The 21,683-nt window shown below is 41.1% G+C and carries 15 protein-coding genes and 2 pseudogenes; 11 read left to right on the forward strand and 6 right to left on the reverse strand.

Annotated elements, in window-relative coordinates; translation table 11 throughout:
• Positions 1-75: 75 nt before the first annotated feature.
• Together RMX69_RS27785 and RMX69_RS27790 are read left to right on the forward strand one after the other, a co-directional pair.
• Positions 76-285 (forward strand): annotated as a pseudogene (locus RMX69_RS27785) (GAF domain-containing protein); the annotation flags it as partial.
• A gap of 120 nt (positions 286-405) precedes the next feature.
• Positions 406-1,455, forward strand: a complete 1,050-nt coding sequence (locus RMX69_RS27790) for a sensor domain-containing diguanylate cyclase (protein WP_416211629.1) — start codon at positions 406-408, stop codon at positions 1,453-1,455.
• A 129-nt stretch (positions 1,456-1,584) separates the two neighbouring features.
• Here RMX69_RS27790 and RMX69_RS27795 read toward each other — a convergent pair whose 3' ends face one another.
• On the reverse strand, positions 1,585-1,803 hold the full coding sequence (locus RMX69_RS27795; RefSeq protein WP_289798645.1) for an Hfq-related RNA-binding protein: 219 nt from the start codon (positions 1,801-1,803) through the stop codon (positions 1,585-1,587).
• 69 nt (positions 1,804-1,872) lie between these two features.
• Here RMX69_RS27795 and dapF point away from each other — a divergent pair, with 69 nt between their 5' ends.
• The 4 genes from dapF to RMX69_RS27815 all read left to right on the forward strand — a co-directional run bounded on the left by dapF (position 1,873) and on the right by RMX69_RS27815 (position 5,109).
• Positions 1,873-2,712 carry a diaminopimelate epimerase gene (dapF, locus tag RMX69_RS27800; RefSeq protein ID WP_322639346.1) on the forward strand — a complete coding sequence of 280 codons (840 nt, stop codon included), beginning with the start codon at positions 1,873-1,875 and terminating at the stop codon, positions 2,710-2,712.
• A gap of 392 nt (positions 2,713-3,104) precedes the next feature.
• Positions 3,105-3,746, forward strand: a complete 642-nt coding sequence (locus RMX69_RS27805) for a CAP domain-containing protein (RefSeq protein WP_322639347.1) — start codon at positions 3,105-3,107, stop codon at positions 3,744-3,746.
• A 185-nt stretch (positions 3,747-3,931) separates the two neighbouring features.
• Positions 3,932-4,150: a hypothetical protein gene (locus tag RMX69_RS27810; RefSeq protein WP_322639348.1), complete on the forward strand. Its 219-nt coding sequence runs from the start codon at positions 3,932-3,934 to the stop codon at positions 4,148-4,150.
• Positions 4,151-4,197: 47 nt separating this feature from the next.
• A complete protein-coding gene (locus RMX69_RS27815) occupies positions 4,198-5,109 on the forward strand; it encodes a glycoside hydrolase family 19 protein (RefSeq protein ID WP_322639349.1) in 912 nt (303 codons plus the stop codon).
• A gap of 194 nt (positions 5,110-5,303) precedes the next feature.
• Here the strand turns inward: RMX69_RS27815 and RMX69_RS27820 are convergent.
• The 3 genes and pseudogenes from RMX69_RS27820 to ada all read right to left on the reverse strand — a co-directional run.
• A pseudogene (locus RMX69_RS27820) lies at positions 5,304-5,765 on the reverse strand (IS4 family transposase); the annotation flags it as partial.
• Positions 5,764-6,402, reverse strand: a complete 639-nt coding sequence (locus tag RMX69_RS27825; RefSeq protein ID WP_322639350.1) for a DNA-3-methyladenine glycosylase 2 family protein — start codon at positions 6,400-6,402, stop codon at positions 5,764-5,766. The pseudogene RMX69_RS27820 and the gene RMX69_RS27825, both read right to left, overlap by 2 nt.
• Positions 6,386-7,465 (reverse strand): bifunctional DNA-binding transcriptional regulator/O6-methylguanine-DNA methyltransferase Ada, encoded by a 1,080-nt coding sequence (ada, locus tag RMX69_RS27830; protein ID WP_322639351.1) that lies wholly within the window; start codon positions 7,463-7,465, stop codon positions 6,386-6,388. The genes RMX69_RS27825 and ada overlap by 17 nt, the downstream gene beginning before the upstream one ends.
• Before the next feature lie 226 nt (positions 7,466-7,691).
• On the opposite strand from ada, the gene RMX69_RS27835 reads away from it, so the two are divergent.
• Positions 7,692-8,330, forward strand: coding sequence for a hypothetical protein (locus RMX69_RS27835; RefSeq protein WP_322639352.1), 639 nt, complete (start codon positions 7,692-7,694; stop codon positions 8,328-8,330).
• Between the two features lie 156 nt (positions 8,331-8,486).
• Here the strand turns inward: RMX69_RS27835 and RMX69_RS27840 are convergent, their stop codons facing one another.
• Positions 8,487-14,309: an AAA family ATPase gene (locus tag RMX69_RS27840; RefSeq protein ID WP_322639353.1), complete on the reverse strand. Its 5,823-nt coding sequence runs from the start codon at positions 14,307-14,309 to the stop codon at positions 8,487-8,489.
• Positions 14,310-14,816: 507 nt separating this feature from the next.
• Here RMX69_RS27840 and RMX69_RS27845 point away from each other — a divergent pair.
• Positions 14,817-17,456, forward strand: a complete 2,640-nt coding sequence (locus RMX69_RS27845; RefSeq protein ID WP_322639354.1) for a PAS domain S-box protein — start codon at positions 14,817-14,819, stop codon at positions 17,454-17,456.
• A 63-nt stretch (positions 17,457-17,519) separates the two neighbouring features.
• Complete coding sequence (locus RMX69_RS27850; RefSeq protein WP_322639355.1) at positions 17,520-19,298, forward strand: ATP-binding protein; 1,779 nt, start codon at positions 17,520-17,522, stop codon at positions 19,296-19,298.
• Between the two features lie 476 nt (positions 19,299-19,774).
• Here RMX69_RS27850 and RMX69_RS27855 read toward each other — a convergent pair whose 3' ends face one another.
• Positions 19,775-20,344, reverse strand: a complete 570-nt coding sequence (locus RMX69_RS27855) for a Uma2 family endonuclease (protein ID WP_289798652.1) — start codon at positions 20,342-20,344, stop codon at positions 19,775-19,777.
• 116 nt (positions 20,345-20,460) lie between these two features.
• On the opposite strand from RMX69_RS27855, the gene ureE reads away from it, so the two are divergent.
• Both ureE and RMX69_RS27865 read left to right on the forward strand, forming a co-directional pair.
• Entirely contained in the window at positions 20,461-20,907 is a 447-nt protein-coding gene (gene ureE / locus RMX69_RS27860) for an urease accessory protein UreE (RefSeq protein WP_322639356.1), read from the forward strand.
• On the forward strand, positions 20,882-21,574 hold the full coding sequence (locus RMX69_RS27865; RefSeq protein ID WP_322639357.1) for an urease accessory protein UreF: 693 nt from the start codon (positions 20,882-20,884) through the stop codon (positions 21,572-21,574). The genes ureE and RMX69_RS27865 overlap by 26 nt, the downstream gene beginning before the upstream one ends.
• Positions 21,575-21,683: the final 109 nt, after the last annotated feature.

The following is a 21,683-nucleotide window of genomic DNA, read 5'->3' on the forward strand; positions in this document are numbered from 1 at the left end:
TAACATATTTTGGGCTGTTTTTATCGGATTTCTCTTAACATTCAACACTTTTGAGGTGGACGGTATCGTAATAATGAAACTTTAATTGCTTCAGATGTCTACGCAGCAGGCTTGTCTCAATGCCATTTAGAAATTTTAGAACAGTTCCAGATTCAAGCTTATGCAACTGCACCAATATTTGTGGGAAAAAAACTGTGGGGAGTGCTTGCAGCTTATCAGCATTCACAGCCACATGAATGGAAACAATTAGAAATTCAGTTTCTATCTCAGATTGCAACGCAGTTAGGATTTGCAGTTAAACAAGCAGAATTTTTAGCTCAAGCAGAACAAAAAGCAGCAGAACTGTATAAAGCAAATCAGCAGCAGGAGATTCTATTTAATTTAGTTGCTGAAATTCGTGAATCTCTGAATCTAGACACCTTGTTTAAGACTACTGCACGAGAAATTCGTAAGGCTCTCCGTAGCGATCGCGTCAGTATCTTTCGATTTGACCCGGAATCGAACTATACCTCTGGTGAATTTGTCTCTGAGAATGTCTTGCCTGACTACGATTCTACGATCGCCATCAAGGTTAAGGATAATTGTTTTGCTGAAAACTATGCAGTTGCTTATCACCAAGGGCGTATACAAGTATTATCAGATATTTATCAAGCTGGGCTAAAAGATTGCCACATTAAACTGTTAGAGCAATTTCAAATCAAGGCACAAATTGTTGCACCCCTAATGAAAGGAAAAACTTTATGGGGATTACTATGTGTTCATCAGTGCCATTGTTCGCGTGAGTGGAAAAAGTCGGAAATTCAATTTATCCACCAGTTAGCTGCTCAGTTTAATGTAGCTTTAGAACATTCTGAGTTATTAGAGCAATTCCGCTCTCAAGCTAATCAACTTGCTCAAGCAAACAATGCTTTAGAACTAGCAAATTCTCAGTTAGAAAAACTTAGTAAGCTAGATGCTCTAACCCAAATCGCCAACCGTCATTGTTTTGATCAGTTTTTAGAGCAGGAATGGGATCGACTAAAACTAAGCGAAAATTATTTATCTTTAATTATATTTGATATTGACTATTTCAAGGATTATAACGATTCTTATGGGCATTTAGCTGGTGATGAATGCTTAATACAAGTTGCTCAGGCAGCACAATCTGTATTAAAGCGTCCTACCGATCTACTAGCTCGTTATGGTGGTGAAGAATTTATTGTAATTTTGCCAAATACGAACGAATCAGGTGCGATTAAAGTAACTAAGCTGATTCAAAAATCTATTCAAGAATTAAAGATTACCCATAAAAAGAAGAGTAACTTTCAATATTTTGTGACCGTCAGTTTAGGTGTGGCAATTCAAAAACCAACAGATAAAAGTTCAGCTCAAGACTTAATTAATGCAGCTGACAAAGCTTTGTATAAAGCTAAAGAACAAGGACGCAATCGGTGGGTTTGTGCTGCAAAACTCTAAGTCTAGTGACGAAGAATAGGGGTTCAAAAAGAGGGAGGGAGCAGGGGGATTGAAACCCTTGCTCCACTCAGTTTTGCGGCAGGGTAGAAGAAGTATTCACCCTGCTACTGTGATTTTTCTGCCTCACTCCTAACCCACTTGCGGCTTGATGTAGGCGATCGCTTGTTTCCAAACGGTGGTTTGCTGGCTATTTTCATCAGCAATACAGATACACTGTGGATCTTGCCATAAAACCTTTCCTGTGAGTACATCCTGAGTCACCAGCTTTAACTCAACTGGCGTTGTTTGTTTAATCAGGTTTTGGACTTGTCTAATACTGGGTAAAGTGGTGTCAAATTCAGTAAGCATTTTTAGTAAAGATGAACCTACAAGGCAAAATAAAGAGTAACTAATCCTTGATAATTCATCCTTGAAGAAATGGCAATCGAATTTACTAAGTATCATGGTCTAGGCAACGACTTTATTTTGATTGACAATCGCTCGTCATCTTTGCCTGTAGTGACTCCAGAGCAAGCCATCAAGTTGTGCGATCGCCATTTTGGTATCGGTGCTGATGGTGTCATTTTTGCCCTCCCCGGAGAAAATGGCACTGACTACACCATGCGGATTTTTAATTCCGATGGTTCAGAACCAGAAATGTGTGGCAATGGCATTCGCTGTTTAGCTAGCTTTTTGGCAGACTTAGAAGGCGAATCCCGAAATCAAGACTCATATCGCATTCATACTTTGGGTGGCGTAATGACTCCCCAACTGTTATCTGATGGTCAAGTTAAAGTAGATATGGGTTTACCCAGGTTACTCGCTAGCGAAATTCCTACTACCCTTGTACCCAATGAAGAAAAAGTAATTTCTCAGCCGTTAGAGGTGGCGGGGCAAACTTGGGATGTCACCTGTGTAAATATGGGAAATCCTCACTGCATTACCTTTGTGGAAGATGTCGCAGCAATTGAGTTAGAAACCATCGGCCCAAAATTTGAGCATCACCCAGCTTTTCCGCAACGCATAAATACTGAATTTATTCAAGTGGTACGCCGTGACTATTTGAAAATGCGGGTGTGGGAACGGGGTGCTGGGATTACCTTAGCTTGTGGTACTGGTGCTTGTGCTTCTTTAGTAGCTGGAGTGTTAACCGGGAAATGCGATCGCACCGCCACTGTAGAATTACCAGGTGGCCCCTTGCAAATTGAATGGTCAGAAATTGACCAACGGGTTTACATGACAGGCCCGGCTGAAAAGGTATTCACTGGTAAACTGTAACCGACTTACTATTGGCATTACTCAAGTAGTAGTGCCAATAGTAAGTCTTGCAGAGATGTCTGCGGCGGGCTGTGCCATCAAGTCGGGCGATCGCAAGTTTTGTCAACTAACCAGCAAAAAACCTCACAACTTTCTCACATTTTATATTTAAACTGAAGCAATAAATCAATAAAAGGATAAATTTTATGCCGATATTCCTTGCAAAAAATGGAGTTATTTATTCTGTTGATCTTTAGTCGTTCATATACAGTCTTGTAATTTTGATTGACTGTGCATAAAAGATGTCGAATTCGGCTGAACAGCTAGCATTTCAAAGATTTTTGCTCTGTCAAACCTAAATCCAGATTGCAATAAGACTCAACCGCTCAAACTTTAATTTGGAGAAATAACTTATGTCTTCTACAACAGTTTCTTCCTATACCATACAAGAAGGAGATACGCTTTATCTTATTGCTCAACGCTTTTTGGGTGATGGTAATCGATGGCATGAAATTACAAAGCCAGACGGATCAGCTTTTACAGAACAAGAGGCTAGTAATATATGGGTTGGGCAGGAAGTTTACATTCCCGGTTCTGCTTCCCCTACATCACCCACAGGTACGGGAGACTCTAAAGTTGACGAAATTTTAGCTGCTCATAATAAATATAGGGCAGAAGTTGGGGTTCCTCCACTGCGATGGTCAAATAGTTTGGCTAATAGCGCCCAACAGTGGGCAAATCATCTAGCTGAGACAGGTAGATTTGAACACAGTAACAACCGTAATGGTAGTGGAGAAAATCTCTCGAAGGGGAGTGGTGGGTATTCCCTGACAAAGCTGGTAGAGCTTTGGGGTAATGAAAAGCAACATTTTATTTATGGCGCATTTCCCAACGTATCCGCTACTGGAAATTGGCAAGATGTAGGACATTACACACAAGTAGTTTGGAGAAATACTACAGAAGTTGGTGGTGGTATAGCTAGCGACGGTCGTAACGTTATCCTAGTTTGTCAATACAACCCACCAGGTAATTATTCTGGGCAAAGACCATACTAATACTCTGACCAAATTTGAGTTTTCAAATTAGATTTTGAAAATTTATTTCTCAATTCAAAATCGCTCAAACTGTATTTTGTCTCGACTCATATCTTGTTGAGTAACAAATTGATTGTCGTCCTTATCAAATGAATGTCCGTCTGGCGATGAAAAATTTATTATTTGATATTTCAGGAGGAAAAAAAATGGAAAGGTTTGAATATAACATCCTAGTTTGTCAAGGACAACCTGGTACACTTGGCGGTGTTAATTGGTTTTTAGCAAGCAACCTGAATCAATCACTAGGATTTGACTCACTGATGATTCTTAATAGATTGGGTAATGAAGGTTGGGAAGTGGTTGCTTTAGGTGATATTGGATTCAGCCCACGACCGGACATCATTTTGAAGAGACGTATTGGCTAGTATCTCCTCACCTAACAATCTATCTAATACTTAAGTAGAGGTCATTTATGTCTTGTACAATCGGTAGTCCTTACATCGTAAAAGGCGGAGATACGCTTTACATTATTGCCCAACAAGAGTTGGGTGATGGTAATCGTTGGCATGACCTTAAAAAACCAGATGGCAACGCATTCACAGACGATGATGTTCGCAATTTGCAGGTAGGTCAAGAAATTTGCCTTCCTACTGCTTCGCAGCCAAACGGTGGGTTTGCAAATATCGTATCGCGCCAGACTTACGAAGCTATGTTTCCGCATCGTAACAGTTTGTACACCTATGACAATCTAGTAACGGCAGTTCAGAAGTACTCGCAGTTTTGCAATGAGGGAACGGAGGAGCAAGGCAAGCGCGAGGCTGCTGCATTCTTAGCAAACATTGCCCACGAAACTACGGGAGGCTGGGATGCAGCTCCTGATGGGCGTTATGCTTGGGGACTGCACTTTATTGAAGAACAGAACCCTCAAAGCATATACTGTGATTCATCAAACACCAGATATCAATGTGTCCCAGGTCGTTCCTATCAAGGTCGAGGGCCTATGCAGCTATCGTGGAACTACAATTACGGCGCGGTAGGTGAAGCTCTAAATCTGGATTTGCTCAACAATCCTGATCTAGTCAAATCAGATGGGGTAATCTCCTTTTTAACCGCTCTATGGTTCTGGATGACTCCCCAACCACCTAAGCCATCATGTCACCAAGTTATGAGCGGCCAGTGGATGCCTTCTGGCGAAGATACAAGCAAAGGACGCGCACCTGGGTTCGGTATGACTATAAACATCATCAATGGTGGCATTGAATGTGGCAAGCCAACACCTCCCCAAGTCGAAGATAGAATGGGCTTCTATCAGCGTTTTTGTGAGATGCTAGGTGTGAATATAGGTGAAAGCCTATACTGCGATCGCATGAATTCCTATGTATAAAACTCGGCGTTGCTTAATCAGAGAATGAAATGTCCTACTTGTGAATCTAGTACGGCACGGCGTAAATAGAGCAACCAGTTAAAATTCCTAAAAAGCTTATTCCATAATACTTTTGACTTTTGGCTTTTGACTTTTGACTTCCGCCTTGCGGTACTAGCTTTGTGGGTATTTTTCTTACGGGGCTACAAAAAGGGCTAGGATGCAGATAGAATAAGCCTCATAGCCCTCTCTCCTTGCTGGTAGTACTTACGCTTATTAGGACTTCATCTCAATAATTCTGTGACTAAATCATAAGAATTTTCCATGAAATTGACCCAATTGTGGCCATAAAGACCAATATAAAAACTACTATGTCGTCGAACAATCCTTAAGGATTCTTTAATTCGTCCAACATATTTTTGAACACCCATGCGTTTAATTTTTTGACCAGATATAGTTGCAGCAGTATAGGCAAGCGAGATTAATAATATTAGGGAAATTAGCCGTTGACCTGATACATTAGTATCTTCCCAATTATAACCACCACTCTTAAAATCTCTAAACATTTCTTCAATATCAAAACGCTGTTTATAAGCTCTAATAACTGAATTTAAATTATCTAAGTTGGTAAGGATAAACTACCCCTCCTCCGGCGCAACTCCCAAATGTTTACGCTTATTTGGGATTACTTAGGTAATAGTGCCATAGAAGTCTTGCCGCAACTGCTCGCCACGGTCGCCAGTGCTGTGTCATGACTTCTAGTTGCACTGGTGTTGGACGCGTTGCCAAGTTTTTGAGTTTTTGTAGAGCGATCGCGATCGCTAAATCGCCTTTAGGAAAGACATCAGGACGTTGCAACGCCATGAGCAAATAAATATCAACTGTCCAATCTCCGATGCCTTTGAGACGCTTTAACTCGGTTCTGATAGCAGTTTCGTCCATTGTTTGGAGCTTGGTTAGGTCAAGCTGACCAGTTGCAACAGCATTCGCCAATCCACGACAGTATAAAATCTTTTGCCGACTGAATCCAATTACTCTTAATTGAACATCATCCAATATCAGAAAATTTTCTGGCGTCAGAGTTACAACAACCCCACAGAGTCTTGTAAATACAGCCTTTGCAGCCGCTAAGGAAACTTGTTGTTCGAGAATGATGCACAGAAGCGTTGCAAAACCCGGTTCTCTTGACCATATCGGTGGAGGCCCCAATGTCTCTAAAATCCGAGCCAAATCGCTATCAAGTTTGGCAAGCACCATTAAACCACGGGTCAAACTTTCTTCAGTTAACGATTCTAGTTCAGGTGTTTGAGTCATCTTTGAGAAATTTCGATTCTTGTGTAAGCAGTTTTTGTTTGCGCTCAATTCCCCAGTGATAACCGCCAAGACTACCATCACTCCGCAGCACACGGTGACACGGTACAATCAGCGCTGTTGGATTAGCTCCACAAGCATTTGCCACTGCGCGGACTGCTTGGGGTTTGGCAATATCACAGGCGATATCAGTGTATGTACGCGTTTCGCCATAAGGAATTTTTTGTAATGCTTGCCAAACCTGTTTCTGAAATGCTGTCCCACGGACATCAAGTGGTAAATCAAGATGTGTTTCACCTCCTGCAATGAAGTCGAGGATTGCTTGTATCCAGTCTTTGTATATGTGGTCATTACGCACAATCTGGGCTTGGTGAAATTCTTGGTTCAAAATGTGTTCAAGCTTGTCTGCTTCATCACCTAATTTTACGGCGCAGATACCCTTCTCTGTTGTTGCCACAAGCAAATATCCTAGTAAACATGGAGCGATCGCATAAACAATGCTAATTGTCTTTCCAGCTTGTTGGTAAGTCTTTGGTGTCATTCCTAATTGTTTAGGTGCTTTCTCATACAGTTGACTACTTGAACCATACCCCGTATCGTAAACTGCATCAGCAATTTCTTCCCCCGACTGAAGACGCTGTTTCAATCGCTGGCTACGCAGCGTATCTGCATATTGAAAAGGCGATACGCCAATTATCTGCTTGAATATTCTTTGTAGGTAACTCGGACTCATTTCCACCTGAGAGCATAATTCTGAGAGGGTTGGAATGTGGTCAACTTGTGCTTCAATATATCGACATACTGCTAAGATTTTGGCTGTATTTGGAACTATTTCAGATTGTGGCTGACAGCGCTTACAAGCTCGAAAACCTGCAATTTCAGCATCTTGTACTGACTGGAAAAAACAAACTTGATTCCGATTTGGTCTGCGACTAGGGCAAATCGGTCGGCAATAAATGCCTGTAGAGCGAACACCATAGAAAAACTTACCTTCAAAAGTGTAATCTCGATTGAGAACTGCTTGCCAGAACGTTTCTTCTAAAATTTGTGTCTGTTGTAATTGCATTCATATCTCCTTAAATCTATTGCAAAGTATCCCCACTTTGGAGTGTTAATTATTAGTTTTTGTCTTTAGGTAAAACTAGATTAAATGTATTGATAAACTACTTTATATCTGATTGTTGCGATCAAAGTTGATTATCTCAGTTTTTGAATGTACCAACTCGCTCAACGAGTGTTCACTACTCGATGAAACCGGGAACCTTAAATTAGGTCAACACAACGGAGTTGTTATGAGTGGTGGTATTTACCTGATTCAGGATAATTCTCAATTAGTTGAAATGAAGGAAGAACCCTATGAATCAGAGGATGGGCTACAAAAGCTACTAGCTGACTATCCAAGTTTGTTAGCAGGAGAACAGATAGACAGTGTTGCACCAAGACGCTGGTTGTTAATCTCGCGGGAGATACCAATACCAGATAGCGAAGACAGTGCTGGACGTTGGGCGCTTGATCATTTATTTCTCGATCAAGATGGAATTCCCACCATTGTAGAAGTTAAGCGGAGCAGGGATACCCGGATTCGGCGAGAAGTCGTTGGTCAGATGCTTGACTATGCAGCTAATGCGGTAGTTTATTGGTCAATTGAGAAAATCCGTGCCCAGTTTGAAGCTAATCCCAATGCTGAACAGCTATTAATAGATTTAATTGGCAGCCAAGAGACTGATTTAGAAAAGTTTTGGCAACAAGTCAAAGCCAACTTGCAATTAGGTAAAGTCCGTCTCGTCTTTGTGGCTGATGAAATTCCTGTCGAACTTCAGCGGATAGTCGAGTTTTTAAATCAGCAAATGATTTGTGAAAATTGCAACCCGCAGATCCCCGACTTCTTTAAAAAGTCGGGGATCTTGTTGATTACGAATGATTCAGGGTAGGCAATTACTTACCAAATTTCTGCTAAATCTAAAACAAATCCTGGCAAAACATCTTCTCCCGATAGAGTTTTAGGACTGTCTTTTAGATTTTTTCCGCCCACAAGGGACGAAAAACCAATTCCAAAATCAAAAATCTAAAATCTAAAATTGGCAGGGTCAATTACCGATTGGTAGTGTTATTTCAAACTCAGAGCCTTGTCCTAAAGTAGAATTTACGACCAAAGTACCTTCATGTTTTTCAACTATAATTTGTCGAGCGATCGCTAATCCTAATCCTGTGCCTTTGCCGACAAGTTTAGTAGTAAATAAATGATCAAAAATTCGTTTTTTTACCTCATCATTCATCCCAATACCGTTGTCAGAGATTTTAATTTTTACATATTTATCGTTATGCACTGATGTTGTAATAATAATCCGATTAATATTAGACTCGATCTCATTAAAGGTGTATCCTTGGTTAGATTCTTCTAAGGCATCAATGGCATTTGCTAGCAAATTCATAAATACCTGATTGAGTTGCCCAGGAAAACATTCTACTTGGGGAATATCGCCGTAGTTGGTAATGACTTCAATTGCTGGATGTTGTTCATTAGCCTTCAGGCGATGTTTCAAAATTAAAATAGTGCTATCAATACCTTCATGGATGTTAAACGGAACTTTGTAATCCTTATCTGCACGCGAGAAAGTTCGCAAGCTAGTGCTGATATTTTTAATGCGATCGCACCCCACGTTCATAGATTTAATCATTTTGGGTACGTCTTCTAAGAGATAATCAATCTCAATCTCCTGGGCATGTTGTTCAATTTCTGTTATGGATGCGCCAGAACGGTACAATTGCAAGTGTTCAATGATATCTTCTAATCCCAACTTCGCTTCGTTGACGTTTCCTGCGATAAAGCCAATTGGGTTATTGATTTCGTGGGCCACACCTGCAACTAAATTCCCAAGGGCTGACATTTTTTCACTTTGGACAATTTGTAATTGGGCTTTTTGTAAGTCTTCAATTGCTTGTTCTAGTTGTTGAGATTTTTGCTGGACGACAGCTTCGGCAGCTTTGCGATCGCTAATGTCTAAAATTAAACCATCCCAAACAATTGCACCATCCACTTGCATCTCTGGGCGAGATGCCCCTTGCACCCATTTCATAGTTCCTGATGGCGTGATGATTTGCCATTCATGAACAAACGGTGTCAGATTTTGGGCAGATTCCATCATTGCTTGCTCGATACCAGCAATATGATCGGGATGTTCTAGAGAACGAGGGTTTTTTTTGCCGGCAATTATTTCCTCTGCTGTCACTTCGTAAAGGTTATAGCAGCCAGAACTAATATAGGGCATAGAAGCCAAGTTATCTGCTGTCACATGGAGTTGGTAAATAGCTCCAGGAAGATTATCGGCAACTTTCTGGAAACGGGCTTCGCTTTGCTGAAGATTCGCGTAAAGCCGAGCATTTTCTAGAGAAATTGCCGCTTGAGTACAAAGGAAATTCAATACTAAAATGCGATCGCTAGTAAATACCCCACTCGTTAAATGATTTTCTAAGTATAAAATTCCTACTAAACGCCCCTGATTGAGTATCGGTAAACACAGCACACTCTGAGGTTGATGCTGAATTAAATAATCATCAACTATCGGTAAAGTAGTTTTGAGATCGTCAATCACAACCACATTAGCTGTATTTTTCACATACTGAATCAGCGCAATCGGAACATTAGGATTATTTTCGAGCGGTTCTAATTTTAAGCTAGTGCTATCAAGGGTAGTAATTGCGCGTATTTGCCATTTCCCATCTTCAGGTAAAAGCAGGGCACATTTATCAGCACCAGCATTTTCGAGGATGATTTGGGTTAGTTGTTGTAAAAATTCATCGAGTTGAATTGTTGCAGAAAGAGTTTGCGACGCTCTGAGGATAGCGCTCAAGTCAAGTATGTTGTTGATGTTGCTACCGGAAGAAGTCGCGGTACTAGTAAATGAGTTGATTGGGTTAGCAATTGTTGCTAAGGCCTCTAACAGATTTACTGTTGGTACTGTCTGTTGCGAAATTGGATGCAGCAATTGTGGGTAACGTTTTTCTAAGTCATCTGTCTTGGCTTTGGCTCCCCAGCGGGCATAGCCAGAGTAAGCTGCCTGCATATAGGCTTGGGCGACTTTTTCTTTGCCCCAGTTCAGGTAGAATTTGGCAGCGAGTTCGTTAGCGAGAGCTTCATCTTGGAGGAAGCCGTTTTCCTTGGCTTTAGTGATGGCGCGATCGTAAAAGTCCATTGCTAGGGCGCGTTCGCTAATAGCATACCGTTCGGCTTCCACTAAATCCCAACGGTGTTGATGGTTATAGGGAGCAAATGCTGCCCATCTTTGCATCTTCTCTTGATTCGCCTCGACTTGGGCGAGAATCTGTTGCTGTTCTGACTCAGTTGCGGCTTTGTAAACTGCCAGATGAATTAAAGAATCGTAGAAAAAATACAGAGCGACACTAAATTGGGCGATACCAGCATCTAAGTATTGCTTCGCTTGGGCAGACTGTTGGGCAGCTTCTTGATACTGCCCAAACAAATACCAGAGAATCGTTTGATTAACTTGCCAATAAAATAATCCCGTTCGGTCTTGGGTTGCCTGATTCAGGGATAATCGTTGTTCTGCATGATAAATCGTTCCCGTTAAGCGATCGGGAGATTGGCTATGTCCTAGCAAGTTGAGTACAGCTTGATAAGCAATCTCCAGATATTGCAGCGGCGATTCTTGCTTGAGTGAATAGATGCTTTGGCGATAGGCTGCCATTTCATTCGCCAACCCAGTTAATTCTCGCCCTGCAAAATAAGCATAGTGACAGTAAGCTTGGGCATTCAATGCTGTACTATCCAAATCTCCAGTTTCCAGTCCATTTTGGTAGCCCTCTTGCAGATGTACAAGTTGTTCGCGCAATGGGTCTTTCCAATGACGGATAAAGTAGTAGACGATAAAGTAGGTTCTGGATTTAAAGATTTTGGACTGCAACTGTTCCAGCAGGTTTAACGCCAATTGTCCAAACTCATAACCAGCTTCCAGATTACCAAGCACACCACAGAGGATGATGCCGTAGTCGGCATAAGCATAGACAGAAATAGGACAAGTACCATATTTAATCGAAAATTCTACTTGTTTGAATATCAGTAGAGGCATTAAAGCAGGTCTTGCAAGATAGGCAGCTGGAATCATTTTGCTCATGATGCTCATAGCTGCCAAGCGGTGAGCATCTTTCATAGTGGATAAATTGAGCAAATCCAGAGAAGAACGTCCTTCCCATAACTGCATAGTTGCTTCACCTGCTCGTCCAATATCTGCCGCAGTTGATTGTTGAGGAAACTCAATACCCAACAGTTGCAACACCTGCAAGCCAATATTCAGCGTTTTCAATGGAAGACCTTGCGATCTTCCTGCCATCATTCTGGTTACATATATGGGAATGCTGTCGAGCAAGGTCTTAGCGTGTTGCAACACAATTGTTACCCATTGTTCCATCTGCTCAAAATCGGCGTTGAGATAGGTGGCTTCAGTTACCTCGATATACAGCGCCAGGGTCAAGTCATAGTGGCTTTCCCAGGAAGAATGGGATAGCAAACTAATTCCCACGGTCAGATACTCGACGGCTACTGTGTATGTAGTTGCAGATTTTGCTCTCCGTCCTGCGCTCAGATTTAATTGTGCCAGTTCTTGCCGCTTTGAAGGTTCAGTGATTAAGGAACTACCTGCGTTTAAATGAGTGACAATTTCAAATAGTCGTTCTTCTCGTTCTAAATCTGAGGAATTGCGTAACAATAACATCCCGATTTTGTAATGGGTGGCTTGCTTTTGGTCGTCTGGAATCAGCGAGTAGGCAGCTTGTTGAACGCGATCGTGTAAGAATTTGTATCCAGCATTTGGGGAAGTTTGTTGAGTAAATATTTGTTCTTCTTGCCCAACATAAAACTTATAAACTTCACTTTGGGGCAAAATCAAACCTTCTTGTAAACCATTCCATAAACAAGCTGCTGTTTCGGTTTCCAACTGTTCAGAAACGATCGCCAATGTTGCTAAATCAAACTGATTACCAATGCAAGCAGCTAACCTTAGAGTCTGTTGAGTTGATTCTGGCAGCCTCCGTAATTGAAATGCCATGAATTCCAAAACATTATCTGTCAGAGATTGCTGATTGATTTTTGCAATATCACATTGCCAGCAGCCTTCTGCAAAGTTAAAGATAATCAACCCATCTTGGTGCAAAGCTTTAATAAACTGTGTTGCAAAAAATGGATTTCCCTGAGTTTTTTGAAACACTAATTGCGAAATAGGTAATGCTAATTCTTTTTTGCAACCTAATGTATCGCTTACTAACTGATTCAATTGTAATTGACTTAAAGGTTGCAGAGTAATCAAGTTAATAGCCGTGCCTATTTTTCTTACCTCATCTAAAGTTGACATTAACGGATGGGCAGGTGATACTTCGTTATCTCTATAAGCACCAATTAGTAATAAATATCCAGATTTTGACTCCTTCATTAGTAATTGGAGCAATTTTAATGAAGCTAAATCTGCCCATTGCAAATCATCTAGAAAAATAACTAAGGGATGTTCTTTTGTAGTAAAAACTTGAATAAAGCTTTGCAATAATAAATTAAATCTATTTTGCGCCGCTTCTGCTGATAATTCTGGTGTCGATGGTTGTTTACCGATAATTTTTTCTAATTCGGGAATAACTTCAACAATTATCTGTCCATCGTCTCTTAAGGCTGCCAGGATATTTTTTTTCCATTGTTGCAGTTGTCGATCGGTTTCTGTTAATAACTGCACTATTAAATCACGCAAGGATTGCACAAAGGCAGATAAGGGAATATTCCGGTTAAACTGGTCAAATTTACCTTTGATCAAATAACCGCGTTGCCGAACGATTGGTTTATGAACTTCATTCACCACCGCAGTTTTACCAATGCCAGAAGAACCAGCAATTAACATGATTTCACGCCTTCCCAGAGAAACCCTCTCGAAAGCTTCTAAGAGTTGTCGGACGGCTGTTTCTCTCCCATATAATTTTTCTGGGATAATGAAGCGATGTCTACGACGGTCTACGCCTACGCAAATATCCCGTTGTCCAATTTGGAAGTATTTAATCTGACCAGTTTCGTTCAGTTGACAGAGACAATTTTCTAAATCGTGTTTTAACCCTAAAGCATTTTGATAACGATCTTCAGCATTTTTCGCCATTAGTTTTATGACAATATCTGACAACACTTCCGAAATCTCTTCACTTTTAACTTCCCGGAGGGATGGTGGCTGTTTGGCAATATGACAATGCACCAACTCCATTGAATCTTCTGACTCAAAGGGTAATTGTCCTGTGATTAGTTCAAAAAATGTCACACCCAAAGAATAAAAGTCACTGCGGTAGTCTATTCCCCGGTTCATGCGTCCAGTTTGTTCGGGAGATAAATAAGCCAAAGTTCCTTCTAAAACCTTGGGACTGATCGTAGTTTGGTTTTCTCTGGGAAGCAAAGAAGCAATGCTAAAATCGATGAGTTTTACTTGTTTGGTTTGCGGGTTAATCAGAATATTAGTCGGTTTGATATCTTTGTGAATTACCCGTTCTTGATGGAGTTCATGGAGAATATGACTAAGTTGCAGGGCGATTGTGAAAAATTCCACAAGTTCTAGTGATTGAGTTTTGGTATATTCTCTCAGAGAAATTCCCCCAAAATCTTCCATTACTAAAGCATAACTATTGCGATATGCTTCTAGACTATAGGGACGAACAATACTAGGAATATTTAAATTTTTGGCAATGGTATATTGGTTCCGAAACTGCAACAGTTCGTTAAAAGTAGGGGATTCGACTTGCAGTATTTTAATGACAACAGGTTGTTCATCGACCAGTCGGATGGCTCGATAGACTACGGTTTTGGAACCTTGGTAGAGTGTTTCTATTAATTTATAGCCGCTTATGCTATAAACTTCATAAATTGCTGTTGTCATGGTTATGCTCTCAATAATCAAGACTGCTGGCCAAAAGTTTGACTTTTAGCAGCACATATATCGTTATTGTTCCCAAAATCAGGGTTTGTTTTTCAAGGATATGATAATAAGCTGATGTGCAAATACTCTTACGCAAAGACACGGAGATGCTATTTGAATGACGATTAGCTGACTAAAAAATTTTATTAATTCATCAACTATTAGGCATTTCTAGAAATTAATTATTATCCATAAGCCTTGTAGAGACATAGCAGTGTTACATCTTTATATTCTCTTTGCATTTCTTTGCGTTTAAAAAAGCTACGAATTTATGCAAAACTGTACTTAGTGTTCAAAAAAGAATTGAAACCTTTGCCTGAAAGTGCATCAGCACTCCTGAACTGATTCGCTATTTGACAAATGGTTCACCCGATTGGGTGAATGCGATCGCAGCATCCAGAACTACTCTGAAAGTAGAGCCACTTTTTTGCTGTTAGTGATTTCGCCGACAGCTAAAAAACTTTTACAATGGCTATGATTGCCTTGAATATTATGCCAATTGCTTATATATCAAAGGGTCTAAGAGTGGATGAAATTGTAAAATCACGGCATAAACCAGATTTTCTACCAGAGAAGATCCCTCTGTTGGAAACAATGGCTGCCAATTTACCGGGGATGATTTTCCAAATTCTGCAACGGCAGGATGGTTCTGTATTTATCCCTTATATTAGTTCTGGTTGTAAATATTTGTATGAATTAGAACCTGAAGCTGTACAGGCAGACTTTCAGGTGTTATGTAAGCTGATTCATCCACAAGATATACAAGCTTTTACAGAATCTATTACTGTTTGTCGCACTACCCTTACACCTTGGCATTGGGAAGGTCGGATTGTTACGCCTAGTGGCAAACTGAAATGGATTCAAGGTACTTCGCAACCCGAATTACAAGAAGATGGTGATTTTCTTTGGCATGGCTTGATTATGGATATTACAGACCGAAAACAAGCCGAAGAAAAATTGCAAGAGAGTGAGGCACGATATAAAGCAATTTTGGATGCGATCCCCGATTTGATGTTTCGCATCAGCCGTGATGGCGAGTATCTAGATTTGAAAAGTGAAGGAGCAAATATCACTCTTTCGAGAGAAGAAATAGTTGGAAAAAATTTGGAAGAGTTATTGCCGAGTGATGTTGCAGCCATTAGCCAAGTAGCGATCGCTAAAACTTTAGATTCTGGAATTTTGCAAACTTGTGAATATCAACTACCAACATCTTTGGGAATCAGAGATTATGAGGCGCGATTGGTAGTTAGTGGTACAGATGAAGTACTAGCAATTGTCCGAGACATCACAGATCGCAAACAAGGGGAAGTCGCCTTACAAAATCTTGCCCAAAAATTTGCTAAAGCTTTTAGTTGCAGCCCCGATTCAATCACCATTAGCACACTGCAAGAAGGACGATTTATCGAAGTTAACGACAGTTTTGTGAATCTTTCCGGTTATGGGCGAGATGAGGCAATTGGTAAAACTTCGTTTGAGTTAAATCTTTGGGTAAACGATCGCGATCGCCTAAACTTAGTGCAAGAGTTGCAAAGCACGGGAGTTGCTCGTAACTTAGAAATTGATTTTCGGCAAAAATCTGGTGAGATAATTACAACGCTGCTGTCAGCCGAAGTCATTGATTTAAATGGGATTCCTGCCATTTTAGCAGTGCATCACGATATTACAGAACGCAAACAAGTAGAAGCACAATTACGCTTTTGTGCCCAACGCGATCGCTTGTTGGCAGAAACCCTAGTAAGAATTCGATCTTCGCTTAAATTAGAGGAAATTCTGCAAACCACCGTGACGGAAGTCAGGCAATTTCTCCAAGCAGATCGAGTTTTCATTGGTTTAAATAATGCTAATTTAGGAGTCAAAACTCTTGCCGAATCAGTAGATCCTAAATATCCATCAGTCTCAGGTTGGTCTACTAAAGATGAAGCTTATCTACAAGAATTAAGAAACTTATTAAAAGATAATCGTGTGCGTGTCGTTGAAGACGTAACGCAAATATCAGTATCTCCCAAAGTAAAAGCACACTGTCAAAAATTCCAAACTAAGGCTAGCTTGGCTGTACCAATTATGCTAGGTGACGAATTATTTGGAGCATTAATTGCCAATCAATGCTCAGGGCCGCGTCATTGGCAGCCAATAGAAATTGATTTGTTGCAGCAGATGTCAGAACAGCTAGCGATCGCGATTCAACAAAGCCAGATATGCCAAAAGCTAGCAGAACTCAACACTAATTTAGAATACCAAGTAGAAGAACGGACAGCACAGTTGCAGCAGAAAATGCAAGAAGTTGAAAAATTGCATCGCGTCAAAGATGTTGTTTTGCACACAGTTGCCCACGATTTACGGACTTCCGTGATGGGTAACTTGATGGTGTTAAAGAATTTGTTAAATCAGGGAGTGGGGAGCAGGGGAGCAGGGGAGCAGGGGAGCAGGGGAGTAATTACAGCAAGTCTTTCCCCTCTGCCCCCCATCCCCTCTGCCCCTCTGCCTCTTTCCCATATCCCAAGTGCCCAATCTTCAATTCCAATATCTCGCTCAATTATCGAGCGGATGATTCAGGGCAACGATCGCCAACTGACAATGATTAACTCATTGCTAGAAATTAATTCTTGTGAAAAACAGGGTCTTGAGATCAAACTCGAACCTGTGCAATTTAGTACCATACTGGGAGGCACATTCGCCGAGTTGGAACCCATACTGACACAAAATCAAGCGACTCTGAAGAACTTGGTTCCCGCAGACTTACCGTTAGTAATGGCAGATGGGACTCGATTGCAGAAAGTTTTGGTAAATTTGATCGCGCATAGCTTGCACAATAATCCACCAGGATTAAATTTTACCCTGAGTGCCACCGTTGAAGGGGGAATGATTCGCACTCAGATTCAAGATGACGGTGTGGGAATGAGTAAAGTAGAGTGCGATCGCCTGTTCGATCTCCATGTCCGCGATCCTCAAGACTGTTGCTCTACAAGCATTGGCTTAAAAATGTATCTTTGTCGGAAAGTTATTAAAGCGCATGGCGGCGAAATCGGTGTGATGAGTAACCGCAAGCGTGGATTAACTTTCTGGTTTACACTACCTTTGGCAACTTCATCCGCAACAAATCGCCCATAAATCACCAAAAAATGAGAGGGTGTTATTTATGGCAATGTTGAGTAAAGGAAACACCCTCAAGGTATGGGCAAAGTTGCTCGGATGCTAATGGCTACTCCATTTACAACAGTGCAAAGCTGGTGGAGAAAAACCTTTTCTGCACCAACAACAGATGAAATCACTACTCTTTACAGAGTTTGGCGTAACCGTTTTTTGTGGCAGAGATTACGTTTATGGTTATGGCTGGCGCTGATCTGTCTGTTGTCTTTTACTTTGCGAGATATTTACGGACTGTTTTTTCCTTTTGCAGAGTTGCAGCAATTACCAGAAGGACTTAGAACTCAGCGCTTGGTAATTAATGTTGCAATGCTTGCGAGTATAATTATTTGCTTTGCTTTACATAAAACTAAATTAGGTCGTCATCGTCCAGATTTATTATTTTTGGGATCTTCTTGGGCAATTAGTTTAGCGTCGCAGTTGTTTGCAACCATCAGAGGTTTTGCACTACCCGATACCATCGGCTGGTCGCTGCTGTTCTTGAGCCAAGCTGTGTTGATGCCTGTTTGCTGGATTCTTCACTTGCTGACTCAAGTAAGTGTGCTGATTTACTATTTTGGTGTGAATACGGCACTTGGGCTAAAAACACCAATCCTCGACCATCCAGAAATATATAATGTAACATTCATTTTATACATTTTTTGGTTTTGTACTATATGTGACATCGGTGTTTATCTGTACGATCGCCTGCAACGTTCTGAATTTTTCGCCCGTCAAGAACTAGAATCTGCCTACCAAAAACTCAAGGTTGCCGAGGCTAAATATCGCAGCATTTTTGAAAACGCCGTTGAAGGGATTTTTCAAAGCAGTCCCAATGGACGTTACATTACGGCAAATCCTGCTTTAGCGAGGATTTATGGTTACTCCTTAGCGCAGGAGGTGACAGCAAATTTCACTGATATTGAACAATTGTACGTTGACCCGAACCGCCGCGCAGAATTTGTACGCCTGATGGAAAAGTATGGCAGCGTTTCGGAGTTCGAGTCTCAAATTTATCGCCAAGACGGGAGTATTGTCTGGATTTCCGAAAAAGCCTACGCAGTACGCGACGAACAAGGAAAACTGCTTTACTACGAAGGTTTGATTGAAGACATTACCCAGCGCAAGCAAACTGAAGAAGAACTACGAGTATTTTTCCATGCAGTTTCCCACGACTTACGCAACCCAGTTCTGGGTACTGTAATGGTGTTGAAAAATTTGCTGGCACGTTCAGAGGAAAATATTTCGATTTCCCGCTCAATTTTAGAGCGGATGATTCAAAGTAGCGATCGCCAACTGAACTTAATTAATTCGTTGATGGAAACTCATATCAGCGAGGTGCAAGGTGTAGTTTTACAACGCCAATCCGTACAATTACTGGCAGTTGTCGAAGCGGCGATCGCAGATTTGGAGCCATTATTAGCACAAAATCAAGCCAAGCTCACAAATTTGGTATCCGCAGATTTGCCATTAGTGAATGCAGATCCCACGCAACTATGGCGAGTTTTTTCTAACTTAATCGTCAACGCCCTCAAACATAATCCCCCAGAACTGCTTTTAACAATCAATGCTACCCGTCAGGATGACATGATTTATTGTACTGTTACTGATAATGGCGTAGGAATTAGTCAACAACAAAGCGATCGGCTTTTTGACCTTTACTTTCGGGGTACAAGTCTCGGCAATTCTGTAAGTTTGGGATTAGGTTTGTATCTATGTAAGCAAATTATCCATGCTCACGGCGGCGAAATTGGCGTAAACAGTGCATTGGATGCAGGTGCAACATTTTGGTTTACATTACCTATTAGTAGCCCATTCACAGGATAAAGCTTCTAGTTTATTATGTCCGCTCAATTGCCCATTATACTTCTATTTCTTGTATGCAAAATGTTGGTTTACCCTGCGGGAAGCAAGCTACGTTCCTCAACTCAACCTACATATTTTTATTTTTTTGGGCTTAACTGAACCATATTACAATACCCCTGATATTATACAGGACTTACGCAAAATCATGAAAAAACGAACCACAGAGGGCGCAGAGGACACGGAGAAATAAGAGTTTCAGAGAGTTCTTGCGTAATATCATGTCCGCCAAATTACCCATAATAAAATAACCCCACCCCCAACCCCCTCCCCGCCTGCGGGGAGGGGAGACAAAGCACAGCTTTGGCGGGGTGGGGTTCTTCGGGTTTAATAAGCAATCAAGCGGACATGATATAAGTCCTAATTATATTCAGATAATTGTAATCAATTATTTGTATCATCTAGCATTTATGTTTCCATACATCTTCTCAAACTTGCTATTATTCAGGAAAAAATAAATGAATAGAACAACAAAATCCGGGTAAAAGTGGAGATGTTATCTCATCATCGCCTAACAAAGTCGCAACTAAAACCAACTGTGCTTTTTCTCGCCGATAAACTTCGACTTGTTTAGTAAACCGATCGACAATCCAATACTCACGCACGCCTTGAACTGAATATAGTTTCAGTTTTGCTTCTTTGTCTCGAAGTTCGTTTTGTTTACCTGGGGATAAAACCTCTACTACTAACTCTGGTGCGCCTGTCAAATGTCCCGCTTCATCCTCAATTTGCGCCAGTCGTTCTCGACTTACCCAAACTACATCTGGTATGACGCTATCTGCTTGTGAAAAAATCACTCCTGGAGCCACAATTGTTTCCCCTAAACCACTCGAATCTGACCAAACATCGAGTTGTCGGGCAATTTTAACACAAACTTGTTGATGACGGCGGTGAGGAGTGCGAGTCACAAAGAGTTCTCCATTAATAATTTCATAGCGCGTCCACTCATTTTCGGGTAAAAGCTCTAAATCGTGAATTGTCCAGCGTACTCCCTCAATGGCTTGGTTCATGATTATCCCCGTTTGGCTCATTGCCTTTGTTCAATTTTATCTTTTCTTCTGGTAAGGCAGATATGGTATTTAAATTAGAACCATAATGAAAAGCAAAAGTTCAAGTTAAACTCTGTATGCTGACGTTTACCCAACTGAAACCACCTAATCGCGATGCCGCAGTTACTTTTACTCTGGCGCTAACAGCAGAAGAACGCACCCGCAGTCGTTATCGCTTTGAAACTGAAGATGGTAAAGTTGTGTTTTTACATTTACCTAGAGGAACCGTCTTACACGATGGCGATATTCTGCAAGAAGAAAGCCATAGCAGTTTAATCAGAATTACTGCTAAACCAGAATTAGTTCTGACTGCCTTTGCCCAAACACCACTTTTATTATTACGGGCGGCATACCATCTGGGAAATCGCCATGTACCTGTAGAAATTACTCCAACTTATTTACGTTTGTCCTCAGATTCGGTTTTACGCACGATGTTGGAACAACTGGGATTAGAAGTTAAAGAGGAAATTTTACCGTTTCAGCCAGAATTGGGAGCTTATGGACAACACCATTATGCTCACTGATAGTCATCTTTTAAGTATTTTACAGTTGGCTAGCCCCGCTTTACCTGTGGGAGCGTATAGTTATTCTGAAGGTTTGGAAATGCTGGTAGAAAATGGTACGATCGCTAACCACACAAATCTCAAAGATTGGTTAAAAGCAGAGTTGCTCTATGGAGCAATTCGGTTAGAGGCGGCGGTGATGGTGCGATCGCAGCAAGCTGTAAAAATAGGTGATGTTGAGTCGCTATGCCGTTGGAATCTCTGGTTATCCGCCGCTAGAGAAACAGAAGAATTACGCGCCTCTAGTTGGCAGATGGGGCGATCGCTCATCCAATTACTTGGTAAACTAGAACCTCAGATTATACCTATTGCTAATGCTGTAGGTAATCCTTGCAATTATGCGATCGCTTTTGGTATTGCCGTTGCCCATTGGCAAATCAGCATCCAAGCCGCATTACTCGCATATCTGCATAGTTGGGCAAGTAATTTGATCACTGCTGGCGTGAAACTTATTCCCCTTGGACAAACAGCAGGACAGCAGTTATTGCTAGATTTGCAACCATTATTCAGTGCTGCGGCGTTGGAAATTATCACGTTGGAGGACGATCAACTCGCCTGTTGTAGTTGGGGTTTGTCGCTGGCAAGTATGCAACACGAAACGCAGTATACAAGGTTGTTTAGGAGTTAGTCATTAGTCATTGGTCATTAGTCAAAAACTAATAACTTAACCATCTACCAAGCGAAAGTGACAAAGGACAAATAACAAAGGACAAATGACAAATGACAAAGGACAAATA

The sequence above is a fragment of the Nostoc sp. EspVER01 genome, assembly GCF_034530635.1.
Classification (GTDB): domain Bacteria; phylum Cyanobacteriota; class Cyanobacteriia; order Cyanobacteriales; family Nostocaceae; genus Nostoc.